The 12,204-nt window shown below is 60.2% G+C and carries 11 protein-coding genes; 2 read left to right on the plus strand and 9 right to left on the minus strand.

All coding sequences use genetic code 11. From position 1 onward, the window contains the following. Positions 1-256: 256 nt before the first annotated feature. The 9 genes from msrQ to mrcB form a co-directional block, all read right to left on the minus strand. Positions 257-877, minus strand: coding sequence for a protein-methionine-sulfoxide reductase heme-binding subunit MsrQ (msrQ, locus tag CKW13_RS22700; protein WP_095111013.1), 621 nt, complete (start codon positions 875-877; stop codon positions 257-259). Then, entirely contained in the window at positions 877-1,890 is a 1,014-nt protein-coding gene (gene msrP, locus CKW13_RS22705; protein ID WP_095111014.1) for a protein-methionine-sulfoxide reductase catalytic subunit MsrP, read from the minus strand. Before msrP ends, msrQ begins: the two co-directional genes overlap by 1 nt. A 63-nt stretch (positions 1,891-1,953) precedes the next feature. Beyond that, positions 1,954-2,811: a CDP-diacylglycerol--serine O-phosphatidyltransferase gene (gene pssA, locus CKW13_RS22710; protein WP_095111015.1), complete on the minus strand. Its 858-nt coding sequence runs from the start codon at positions 2,809-2,811 to the stop codon at positions 1,954-1,956. 144 nt (positions 2,812-2,955) lie between these two features. Next, complete coding sequence (gene ilvC / locus CKW13_RS22715) at positions 2,956-3,972, minus strand: ketol-acid reductoisomerase (protein WP_003228216.1); 1,017 nt, start codon at positions 3,970-3,972, stop codon at positions 2,956-2,958. Between the two features lie 49 nt (positions 3,973-4,021). After that, on the minus strand, positions 4,022-4,513 hold the full coding sequence (ilvN, locus tag CKW13_RS22720) for an acetolactate synthase small subunit (protein WP_017133046.1): 492 nt from the start codon (positions 4,511-4,513) through the stop codon (positions 4,022-4,024). Positions 4,514-4,515: 2 nt separating this feature from the next. Further along, entirely contained in the window at positions 4,516-6,240 is a 1,725-nt protein-coding gene (locus tag CKW13_RS22725) for an acetolactate synthase 3 large subunit (RefSeq protein ID WP_095111056.1), read from the minus strand. A gap of 431 nt (positions 6,241-6,671) precedes the next feature. Further along, positions 6,672-7,001 carry a YqcC family protein gene (locus CKW13_RS22730; RefSeq protein ID WP_095111016.1) on the minus strand — a complete coding sequence of 110 codons (330 nt, stop codon included), beginning with the start codon at positions 6,999-7,001 and terminating at the stop codon, positions 6,672-6,674. Beyond that, positions 7,001-7,729, minus strand: a complete 729-nt coding sequence (locus CKW13_RS22735) for a M48 family metallopeptidase (protein ID WP_095111017.1) — start codon at positions 7,727-7,729, stop codon at positions 7,001-7,003. The genes CKW13_RS22730 and CKW13_RS22735 overlap by 1 nt, the downstream gene beginning before the upstream one ends. Before the next feature lie 15 nt (positions 7,730-7,744). After that, complete coding sequence (gene mrcB, locus CKW13_RS22740; protein ID WP_095111018.1) at positions 7,745-10,069, minus strand: penicillin-binding protein 1B; 2,325 nt, start codon at positions 10,067-10,069, stop codon at positions 7,745-7,747. A gap of 117 nt (positions 10,070-10,186) precedes the next feature. On the opposite strand from mrcB, the gene CKW13_RS22745 reads away from it, so the two are divergent. Together CKW13_RS22745 and CKW13_RS22750 are read left to right on the plus strand one after the other, a co-directional pair. Further along, positions 10,187-11,743, plus strand: coding sequence for a bifunctional aminoglycoside phosphotransferase/ATP-binding protein (locus CKW13_RS22745; protein ID WP_095111019.1), 1,557 nt, complete (start codon positions 10,187-10,189; stop codon positions 11,741-11,743). 92 nt (positions 11,744-11,835) lie between these two features. After that, a complete protein-coding gene (locus CKW13_RS22750) occupies positions 11,836-12,180 on the plus strand; it encodes a pentapeptide repeat-containing protein (RefSeq protein ID WP_095111020.1) in 345 nt (114 codons plus the stop codon). Positions 12,181-12,204 lie beyond the last annotated feature (24 nt).

Raw genomic sequence — 12,204 nt, forward strand, 5'->3', positions numbered from 1 at the left:
CTTTCAAAGTTTCGCTGGGAAATCTTTAACAACTTCAACCACTTGCGCTGACGATCACTCGTTAGCGGGAGGCGAATTCTACAGCGTTACTCGCTGCTGTCAACACCTCTTTTTCAACTCCTTTCGGACTTCGATGACCTGAAGCTCCGCGCTGTCGAAACCTGCATAACTCTTTGTTTACCAAGGAGTTTTCCGTTTCGACTGCGCCGGAAGTGGGGCGAATTATAGGCGCATGGAACCTGACGTCAAGAACTAATTACGCTTTTGTTACAGAGAGCGCACGCTTGTTAATCAGTCGCGGGATTCGCCGAGCTATGGGCGGGATGCGCAACAGCATGAGAACACCCCCTACCGCGGCATAGATAGCCCACTCCTTAAGGTCTGCCCGAACGATCCAGAGCATATGCAACAAGCCAAGCCCAAGAATTACGTAGACCAGCCGATGTAGTTTTTTCCAACGAACGCCCAGCCGCCGCTGACTGTAACGGTTGGAAGTCACTGCCAACATCAACAGGCAAAAGAACCCCAATGCACCGACGATGATATAGGGACGCTTGCGTAACTCCACACCCAACTGGGACAAGTCCAGTCCTAAAACGAATACCAGGTAAGCACTCAAGTGCAACACGACATAAGCAAAGCACCATAACCCCAATTGACGGCGTACGACGACCCATCCTGGCCAGCCTGTCAGTTTTTGCAGAGGGGTCATGCTCAGGGTTACTAATAGAAGAATCAGCGTCCCCAACCCCAGGCGATCCACCAACACCTTCCCCGGGTCCGGCCCCAGCGCAAAAGCCCAAGCCTGATACACCCAAAGCAATGGCCAGGCCGATGCTGCAGTAAAGACACTAAGACGCCAGTACAGATAACGCATCAGTAATTCTTCCGCAGATCCAAGCCTGTATATAAAGAAGCGACCTCTTCCGAGTAGCCATTGAACATCCGGGTTTCACGCACGTTGGGACTGAATAGTCCGCTTGGGAGGCGACGCTCGCGGGCCTGGGTCCAACGCGGGTGGTCGACGGTAGGATTCACGTTGGCATAGAAACCGTACTCATCCGCTGCGATGCTTTGCCAGGTAGTCTTTGGCTGCTCGCTGACGAGGCTGATTCGCACAATGGACTTGATACTCTTGAAGCCGTACTTCCAGGGCACCACCAATCGCAAGGGCGCACCATTCTGATTCGGGAGCTCGCGCCCATACATCCCGACGGCGAGGATAGCGAGCGGGTTCATGGCTTCGTCCAGCCTCAAGCCTTCAACGTAAGGCCAATCGATCAGAGCAAAACCTGAACGCTGCCCAGGCATTACCTTAGGGTCCTGCAGGGTTTCGAAACGAATGAATCGCGCCTTGGAAGTAGGTTCGACCTGCTTAAGCAGTGCCGAAATCGGGAAACCCAGCCACGGAATGACCATCGACCAAGCCTCGACGCAACGCAGACGATAGATGCGCTCTTCCAACTGATAGGGCTTCATGAAGTCTTCGAGCGCATATCGCCCAGGCTTGGCGACCTCCCCATCGATCACCACACTCCATGGCTCGGTTTTAAGCGCACCGGCGTTGGCGGCGGGGTCGCCCTTATCGGTACCGAACTCGTAGAAGTTGTTGTAATGCGTGGCGTCCTTGAATGGCGTGATCGCTTCATCCTTGACGTTAACCGCTTGCCACTGGGCGTGAGAGAGTTTCTCGGCAAACCAAGTCGGCGCTCTACCCGGTTCGACATCCGCATACCGGGAAGGCTCCTGGGCACTGGCCCAGCTCGGCAGGGTGCTGGCAGCCAAGCCTGTAACCGCACCACAGAGCAGGCTGCGGCGAGAAAGGTAGAGGGACTCTGGCGTGACATCCGATTCGTGGCAATCGGATGACTTGGTGGACTTGATTAACATGGAAACTCCGCAGCATTGGTGAACTGATTCACCCATAGACTGCGGAGTATGGTGGAAATTACATCACTCGGCGTTTTTGTGACGACGCAGGCGCAAGAGGTGCTGGACCGGCCCGGAAGCCGCATAGACGAGGAATACCAGCAGCAGGGTACGCGGCGGGTCGATGAAGACCACGGCAAACACCAATACTACGGCCAGAATCGCAACAAAGGGCACTCGCCCCTTGAGATCGAACTCCTTGAAGCTGTTGTACTTGATATTGCTGACCATCAGCATGCCCGCCGCCGCTACCATCAGCGCCACCAGGAACGACATTTTCGAGCCCTGGATCCCGTAGTCACTGAACGCCCAGACAATACCAGCCACCACACCTGCCGCCGCCGGGCTGGCAAGACCGATGAAATAGCGTTTGTCGGCAGTCCCCACCTGGGTATTGAAGCGCGCAAGGCGCAACGCCGCACCGGCCACATAGATGAAGGCGACCATCCAGCCAACCTTGCCCATGTCGCCCAGCGCCCAGCCAAATGCCAGCAACGCAGGCGCAACGCCGAAGGCGACCATGTCGGACAGCGAATCGTACTCAGCGCCAAAGGCACTCTGGGTATTAGTCATACGGGCAACGCGGCCGTCCAGGCCGTCGAGCACCATGGCCACGAAGATCGCGATTGCGGCGAAGGCAAAGTAGTTGCCCGCCCCTTTGACATCCCCAGCGCTCAGGGCACTTTGGGCGCTCATGGAATTGATGATGGAGTAGAAACCGGCGAACAGGTTCGCGGTGGTGAAGAGGTTGGGCAAAAGATAGATGCCACGATGCCGGACTTTACGGCCTTCAGCGTCATGCCCTTCTTCGACATGCTCATCGATGGGTAGCAGGCTTTCGGCGTCAGAGGCCTGGTGTGGCTCTTCGGGACGTTCGCTCATGGACAATACCTTGCAACGGTGTGGAGAATTTCGACAGGTGTTTGCGGCAACGGTTCGCCAGCAAACGATGCAGCTTTATACCAGATGCCGCCCGCCAAACGAAAAAACGCGGCCTAGGCCGCGTTTTCCGTACAAGTTGACGACTTAGTTCTTGGCTTTGTCGACGATCTTGTTGGCGCCGATCCACGGCATCATGGAGCGCAGTTGCTCGCCGATGATTTCAATGCCATGGGCGGCGTTGTTACGACGCTTGGCGGTCATCGAAGGGTAGCCGGTAGCACCTTCGCTGATGAACATCTTGGCGTACTCGCCGTCCTGAATGCGCTTCAGGGCGTTGCGCATGGCCTGACGGGATTCGGCGTTGATGACTTCCGGGCCGGTCACGTACTCGCCGTACTCCGCGTTGTTGGAGATCGAGTAGTTCATGTTGGCGATGCCGCCTTCGTACATGAGGTCTACGATCAGCTTCAGTTCGTGCAGGCACTCAAAGTAGGCCATTTCCGGCGCGTAGCCCGCTTCAACCAGGGTTTCAAAACCAGCCTTGACCAGTTCAACGGTACCGCCGCACAGAACGGCTTGCTCGCCGAACAGGTCGGTTTCGGTTTCGTCCTTGAAGGTGGTTTCGATGATGCCGGTACGACCGCCACCCACGCCTGCCGCATAGGACAGAGCAACGTTCTTGGCGTTGCCCGAGGCGTCCTGGTAGATCGCGATCAGGTCAGGGATACCGCCGCCCTTGACGAACTCGGAGCGCACGGTGTGGCCCGGTGCTTTGGGCGCGATCATGATGACGTCGAGGTCGGCACGTGGCACAACCTGGTTGTAGTGGATCGCGAAGCCGTGGGAGAAGGCCAGGGTGGCGCCTTTCTTGATGTTCGGTTCGATTTCGTTCTTGTACAGCGAGGACTGGAACTCGTCCGGGGTCAGGATCATGACCAGGTCTGCAGCGGCGACGGCGGAAGCAACGTCAGTCACTTTCAGGCCATGGGCTTCAGCCTTGGCAACAGTGGCCGAGCCTTTACGCAGGCCAACAGTCACGTCAACGCCGGAATCTTTCAGGTTGCACGCTTGAGCATGGCCCTGGGAGCCGTAACCGATGATGGCAACTTTCTTGCCCTGGATGATCGACAGGTCGCAGTCTTTATCGTAGAAAACTTTCATGAATTTCCCCTTTATATCCAGGCCGTTCAGGCCATTCGCTAATTGTTGTTTAGATGCTCAGCACTTTGTCGCCACGGGCAATCCCGGTCACGCCACTACGGACGGTCTCCAGAATCGCAGCAGTGCCGATTGACTGAATGAAACTGTCGAGCTTATCGCTGGTTCCGGTCAGTTGAACGGTATACACGCTCGCACTGACGTCGACGATCTGCCCACGATAAATATCGGTGGTGCGCTTGATCTCGGCGCGCTGGGCGCCGGTGGCCTTGATCTTGACCAGCATCAGCTCGCGCTCGATGTGCGCGCTTTCCGACAGATCGACCAATTTAACCACTTCGATCAGCTTGTTGAGGTTCTTGGTGATCTGCTCGATTACTTCATCGTGCCCCACGGTGGTCAACGTCAGACGCGACAGGGTCGGGTCCTCGGTCGGCGCCACGGTCAGGCTTTCGATGTTGTAGTTGCGTTGCGAAAACAGGCCCACTACACGAGACAAGGCGCCCGGTTCGTTTTCCAGAAGCAAGGAGATTATGTGCCGCATGATTAAGTACGCTCCGTCTTGCTCAGCCACATATCGCGCATGGAGCCGTCTTTGATCTGCATCGGATAGACGTGCTCGCTGGTATCGACCTGAATGTCGAGGAACACCAGGCGATCCTTCATGGCGAAGGCTTCTTCCATCTTCGGCTTCAAGTCCTTGAGGTCAGTGATGCGGATGCCCACATGACCATAGGCTTCAACCAGTTTGACGAAGTCAGGCAGCGATTCCATGTACGAGTGGGAGTGGCGGCTGCCGTAGCTCATGTCCTGCCACTGGCGCACCATTCCCAATACGCCGTTGTTCAGGCTGACGATTTTCACCGGCAAGCCGTACTGCAGGCATGTGGACAGTTCCTGGATGTTCATCTGGATGCTGCCTTCACCGGTGACGCACGCGACGTCGGCGTCCGGGAAGCTCAGCTTCACGCCCATGGCCGCCGGAAAACCGAAGCCCATGGTGCCCAGGCCACCGGAGTTGATCCAGCGGTTGGGCTTGTTGAACTTGTAGTACTGCGCCGCAAACATCTGGTGCTGGCCCACGTCGGAGGTCACAAAGGCGTCGCCCTTGGTCACTTCGCACAGGGTTTCGATCACGGTCTGAGGCTTGATGATGCTGCCGTCGCCCTTGTCGTAAGGGAATAAGCCGCGGTCGCCGCGCCATTCATCGACCTGCTTCCACCAACTGGCCACCGCTTCTTTGTTCGGGGTTTCGCCGATGTCCTTGAGCGCGGCGACCATCTCGGTCAATACGCTTTCGACCGGGCCAACGATAGGCACGTCTGCCTTGATGGTCTTGGAGATCGAAGCCGGGTCGATGTCGATATGAATAATCTTGGCATTCGGGCAGAACTTGGCCGGGCCGTTGATGACGCGGTCATCGAACCGCGCACCAACCGCGAGAATCACGTCGGCATGGTGCATGGCCAGGTTGGCGGTGTAGCTGCCGTGCATGCCGAGCATGCCGATGAACTGGCGATCGGTGCCAGGGTAGGCGCCCAGGCCCATCAGGGTGTTGGTAACCGGCAAGTTGAGCATTTGCGCCAGTTCGGTCAACGGCGCCGAGCCGCCGCCGAGGATCACGCCACCGCCGGCATAGAGCACCGGACGCTTGGCCGCCAGGAGCATTTCCGCCGCTTTGCGGATCTGGCCGGAGTGGCCACGGACCGCGGGGCTGTAGGAACGCAGCTTGGCTTTTTTCGGGAAGATGTATTCGAACTTCTCGGCCGGGTTGGTCATGTCTTTTGGAATGTCGACCACGACCGGGCCAGGACGACCGGATTGCGCCAGATAGAAGGCTTTCTTCATGATTTCCGGGATTTCCGAGGCGTGCTTAATCATGAAGCTGTGCTTCACGATCGGCCGGGAGATACCGATCATGTCGGTTTCCTGGAACGCATCGGTACCGACCATGGTGCTGGGCACCTGGCCAGAGATGATGACCATCGGAATGGAGTCCATGTAGGCCGTGGCAATACCGGTAATGGCGTTGGTCGCGCCAGGGCCGGAAGTCACCAATACAACACCGGCCTTGCCGGTGGCGCGGGCATAGCCGTCAGCCATATGGGTTGCGGCCTGCTCATGGCGAACCAGGATGTGAGTGACATCCGGTTCCTTGAACAGCGCATCGTAGACATGAAGAAGAGCACCACCCGGGTACCCGTAGATGTACTTGACGCCTTCGTCGCGCAAAAAGCGCACGAGCATCTCACCACCAGATAAAAGCTCCACGTTGTTCACCTCTAAAACGCCAGAATACCGTCCACAAAAAGCCGACGGGTCTTAATAGGTTTACTTCTCGGCAGAGCATGAGCGACGGTGGTCGCCGACTACGTCAGCACTGACTGAGCAAGTATTGGGAGCTCCCCAAGTGTTGCGGGGTTTTCCCACCCAGCGCGAGGTAACGCGTTGCGGGTGTAACAGGTCGGCGCGGATGTGCGCCTCATGATCTGCCGAGTGGGCCTGCTTCTGGCAGTCCCTCTACAGCGGACTTTGGATTCTTCTGTTTCGCCCTCTGCAAGTCAAGCAATAATTGCGCTTTTTTGCAGCTAAGCGCATGAGAATGCAGAAAAAAGTGATTGACGGAGGGATAAAACTCGCCTGAGCCCGCTCAAGCGGTAGAAAAATGCGAGAGGCCGCCCCTAAACGCGACAGCCTTGCGCTTATTTCGCGCCGACGATCAATTGATCGAACTGCGCCAGCAACCGGCGCAACTGGGCGCCCCGCCCCGGGCGCTGGGCGAAGACCATCTCAGCCATCTCCAGAATCCCGGAAGCGCTGGGCAGCGGCAGATCCTGCTCCAGAATGACTTTCATCCGTGGCAGGAAGATCCATTGCAGCCACTGCTCGAACTCCAGCGTATCGACACTGAACGGCTCGACGCTGGCCAGGGCCTCGGCGCTAGGCGCTACCTCATCCCACCAGCCCTGGACCCGCAGCTCACGCTCGATCAGCAGCAGTTGGTCGGCGATTTGCCCCAAACGCGCGTCCATCACAGATTCACCTTGGCCTTCTGCCGGGCTAACGCGGCGCCGGCAGGATCACCCTGCTTCTCCCGCGCCTGGGCGATCAGGCCCCAGAGGCTGGCTTGCAGGTCGGGGCGGCCGTTGGCGAAGGTCAAGCCACGCCGGGCGAATTGCTCGGCTTGCGCCGCGTCGCCTTGCGCCATGCGCACCTGGGCCAGGCGATAGAGCACTTGCGGTTCACGTGGGGCAACACGCTGGGCCCGCTCCAGGCTGGAAGACGCGCCATTGAGGTCGCCGCCGGCCTGTTGCTGCTGGGCGGTGGTGAGCAGCGCCAGCACCGGGCCATCCAATTGCTCGTCGGCCGAGAGGCCGCCCGCGTTGGCCGACGGAATGCCGCTGGGCGTCGATGGCATGTTGTAGGTCGGATTGATCGGCGCCGTTTGGATCGGCGCAGAGTCGATCGGCCCAGGCGTGATCGGCCCCGGCGTAATAGGTGCGCTGCTGATCGGCGCCGAAGTGGTCGCGCCGCCACCGGGGATCATCACCACCACGCCCGAGTCCTGGGGAATCGCCTGGGCCTGGGCCTGGGCCGGGCGCTGCACGGTGGTCTGGCGGAAACCCCCATTGGCCGAAATCCGCTCGTTATTGGACACAGCGGTCCCGGAATCCACTACCGGAATCGAACCGCGCTGTACGTTGGCGCAGCCACTGACCATCGCCAGTGCTGCCATCGCCGGAATCCACCACTTGTTCACGTCAAACCCTCTCGCTTAATTCATCCAGCCCTTGACCCAATCCATCACCGAATCGCCGGATGCCGGGGTTTCCCCTGCACAGGCCGCGCCGGGAGGCGGCTCGCTGCCGCGAATATACGGCATCTGCACCGCGCCCGGACAACTGGCTTCAGAGCCCTGCCCGGTGCGTGAATCGACCCACGCCAGAACGATGTTGTCCGGCTGCGGCATGTCCAGCGGCAATGGGTCGGCCTTGCGCATGAAACTGCTCCACACCTGCAATGCCCCTGTAGCGCCGGTAAACGGCGTCTTGCCGTTGTCATCACGGCCCATCCACACCACCGCCAGCAAGTCCTGGCTGAAACCGGCGAACCAACTGTCCCGCGAATCGTTACTGGTGCCGGTCTTGCCGGCCAGCGCCAGGGTCTTGGGCAGCACGTTGTAGACCGAGCTGCCCGTGCCCTCGCGCATCACCCGTTGCATGGCGCTTTGGATCAGGTAGATGGAACCCGGGTCAAAGCGTTGCTGGATCTGGAATGGATAACGCTTGAGCGGTTCGCCCTCGGCGGTCAGTACGCTGCGGATGCCCCGCATTGGCGTGTTGAAGCCGCCGTTGGCCAGGGTCTGGTACATGGTGGCCACTTCCATCGGGCTCAGGCCGCCGGCCCCCAGCAGCATCGATGGGAACGCCGGGAATTCCCGGGTCACGCCCAGGCGAGCGAGGGTCTTGAGCACATTGGGCACGCCCACTTCCAGGCCCAGGCGCGCCGTGGACAGGTTGTAGGAGTGGGCCAGCCCTTGATAGAGGAACACGGTGCCATGGGAGCGGCGGTCGTAGTTCTGCGGCTTCCACACCTGGCCGTCCGCGCCCTTGACCGAGAACGCTTCGTCGGAGAGCCAACTGGTGAGGGTGTACTGGCTCGGTTTCTCCAGCGCGGTCAGGTAAACCGCCGGTTTAATCAGCGAGCCGATGGGCCGCACCGCGTCCAGGGCCCGGTTGAAGCCGGCGAAACTGGCCTGGCGGCTGCCGATCATGGCCTGTACTTCACCGGTTTCCGGGTTGGTGACGACCATGGCCGCTTCAACCTCGTCCGCGCCTTTGCGCCCGGCCAGGCGTTTGAACGTGTCGTTGACCGAGGCCTCGGCTTTCATCTGCAGGATCGGGTCAAAACTGGTGAAGATACGCAGCCCTTCTTCGGTCAAGTCTTCGTCGCGGTAGTCTTCGCGCAACTGGCGCTTGACCAAGTCAAGGAACCCGGGGAAGGAACTGTCGGCCAGGCTGCCACGCTTGGTCACACCCAAGGGCATCTTCTTCGCGGCGGCCACTTGCTCGGCGCTGGCGACGCCCTGCTGCTCCAGCAGGTCGAGCACCAGGTTGCGCCGCTCCAGGGCGCGTTCGGGGTAACGGCGCGGGTTATAGGAGGACGGCCCCTTGACCATGCCCACCAGCAGCGCCACCTGATGCAACTTGAGCTCGGACAGAGGCTGGCTGAAAAAGAACTGGCTGGCCAGCCCGAAACCGTGCACGGCGCGCTGGCCGTCCTGGCCGACGAACACCTCGTTGAGGTACGCCTCGAGAATCTCGCGCTTGTCGTAATGCAACTCCAGCAGCAACGCCATCATCGCTTCGGTCAGTTTGCGCGACAGGCTGCGCTCGTTGGTCAGGTAGAAGTTCTTGACCAATTGCTGGGTCAGGGTACTGCCGCCCTGGCGCATTTTGCCCGACGAGGTGTTGACCCAGACCGCCCGCGCAATCGACTTGGGCGATACGCCAAAGTGCTGGTAGAAGTCGCGGTCTTCGACCGTGACCAGGGTCTCGAGAAGGAACGGCGGCACCTGGTCGATTTTGATGAGGATGCGGTCTTCCAGGTTTTTCGGGTACAAGCCGCCGATCAGCAGCGGCTCCAGGCGCACCACCGCGACTTTCGCGCCCTTGGCGCCAGAGAGCTCGGCTACGTAGTCGCCAGAAAAGCGCACACGCACCGGTTGCGCCTGCTCCATGCCTTCATAGAACTGGAAGCCACGGGTGTTGAGTTCAACGGTATTGCCGTTGACCGAGGCCGCGCCGGGGCCGTTGGCGATACTTTCGCGGCGATAGCCCAAGGCGTCGAGTTCGGTAAGGAAATCGTCCTTGCTCAGCTTTTGCCCGACGAACAGCTCCAACGGGCGGGCATACACTTTGGCGGGGATGGTCCAGCGCTTGCCGGAAAACTTCTCTTGGACCACGGCATCGAGGTAAACCGCAAAGCCAGCGACGATCACAAGGCCTACCAGGCCCAGCTTCAACGCCCAGCCGAGCCAGGGGCGCAGGCCGCTAGAGGAGGTTTTTTTACGGGAACGGGGGGATCGGGTACGAGTCATGGCGGCGGATTATACGCACTTTACTCATCGTCAACAGGCGCTGTCCGAGGTTTGCACGACCGCCGCATGCGGCCATAATGGCGCCCTTGAATTTTCCCCGACTCAGAAGGATCGCCTGTGAGCCAGTCATTGATCGCCGCCCTGCAAAACCCGGCCCTCTACCCCCATACCGTAGAAGGTTTCCAGGTCATTGAGACGCACATCTCTTGGGTACTGCTCACCGGCCCTTACGCTTATAAAGTGAAGAAACCGGTCAATTTCGGTTTCCTGGACTTCACCGACCTGGCCTCGCGCGCGCATTTCTGCGCCGAAGAACTGCGCCTGAACCAGCGCCTGACCCAAGACCTGTACCTAGAGGTGCTGCCCATCACCGGCAGCGCCGAAGCCCCGCAACTGGGCGGTGACGGCCCGGTCATCGAATACGCGCTGAAAATGCGCCAATTCCCCCAGAGCCAATTGCTCAGCACCCTGCAAGCCAACAGCGAGCTGACCGCCAGCCACATCGACGACATGGCGCGCCAGATCGCCCGCTTCCACCTCGACTCCCCGCAAGTGCCCGCCGCCCACGACGCCGGCACCCCGGACAGCGTGATGGCACCGGTGTTGCAGAACTTCGAGCAAATCCTGCCGTTCCTCAGCGACAAGGCCGACCTGGTGCAACTTCAAGCCCTGCAAGCCTGGGCGCAAGCCAGCTTCGAGCGCCTCAAGCCGCTGTTCGCCCAGCGCAAGGCCGAGGGTTTTATCCGCGAATGCCACGGTGACATCCACCTGGGCAACGCCACGCTGATCGACGGCGCCGTGGTGATTTTCGACTGCATCGAGTTCAACGAACCCTTCCGCTTCACCGACGTCTGGGCCGACACCGCGTTCCTGGCCATGGACCTGGAGGACCGCGGCCTCAAGAGCCTGGCGCGGCGGTTCGTCAGCCAATACCTGGAGCTGACCGGCGACTACCAGGGTCTGGTGCTGCTCAACTTCTATAAAGCCTACCGCGCCATGGTGCGCGCCAAGGTCAGCCTGTTCAGCATGCCGGCCGACGCCACCCCGGTGCAAAAGGCCACTACCCTGCGCCAGTACCGCAACTACGCCAACCTGGCGGAAAGCTACAGCACCATCCCGTCGCGTTTCCTGGCCATCACCAGCGGCGTCTCGGCCGTGGGCAAAAGCCACGTGGCCATGCGCCTGGTCGAAGCGCTGGGGGCGATCCGCCTGCGTTCGGATGTGGAGCGCAAGCGCCTGTTCGGTGAACAGCAGCAAGCCAACACCGTCGAAGCCGGGATCTACAGCGCCCAGGCCAGTGCCGACACTTACGGGCGCCTGCACCAGTTGGCCGACACCATCCTGCGCGCCGGTTTCCCGGTGGTGATCGACGCCACCTACCTCAAGCGCGACCAGCGTGAAGCCGCCGCCAAAGTCGCCGAAGCCACCGGGGCGCCGTTTTTGATCCTGGACTGCAACGCCCCGCAAGCCGTGATCGAGAGCTGGCTGGCCCGGCGCCAGGCCGACCGCAACGACCCCTCCGATGCCACCCTGGACGTGATCGCCGCCCAACAGGCCAGCCGCGACGCCCTCAGCCCTGCCGAAGTGCTGTGCAGTAAGCGGGTCGAAACCAATGAAAGCGGCACCCTCGACGCGTTGGTGGCGCACATTCGCCAGCGTCTGCCAGGGCTCTAAGCCCTTTTTGCAGCCGTGAAGCCAAGGATGGCTTCACGGCTGCAAAATACTGGCACTATACTGGCGTCATAAATCCAACAGGTGACGCCCTCATGAGCCAGCCCAAATTGCTCGATACCCCGCTCTTTGCGCTCTTGCACAAAGACGACATCTCAGGCTTCAACCGCGAACGGCCCAAAGACACCCCCATCGACATGCGCGGAGGCGACTTCCGTGGCCTTGACCTGCGGGAACTGAACGCCGAAGGCATCGACTTCACCGATAGCTACTTCCGTTCCGCCGACCTGCGTGGCCTGGACCTGCGCCATTCGTCGCTTGAGGGCGCCAGCCTGGCCCACGCGCAAATCTCCGGCACCTACTTCCCGCCCGAGCTGAGTGCCGATGAGATTCTGATGTCGGTCAATTTCGGCACGCGCCTGCGCTACCGCACCCGCTGACCGCGCCGAGCGCTCAAGCCCGAC

Origin of the sequence: Pseudomonas sp. Irchel 3E20, assembly GCF_900187645.1 — a bacterium.
Lineage (GTDB): Bacteria > Pseudomonadota > Gammaproteobacteria > Pseudomonadales > Pseudomonadaceae > Aquipseudomonas.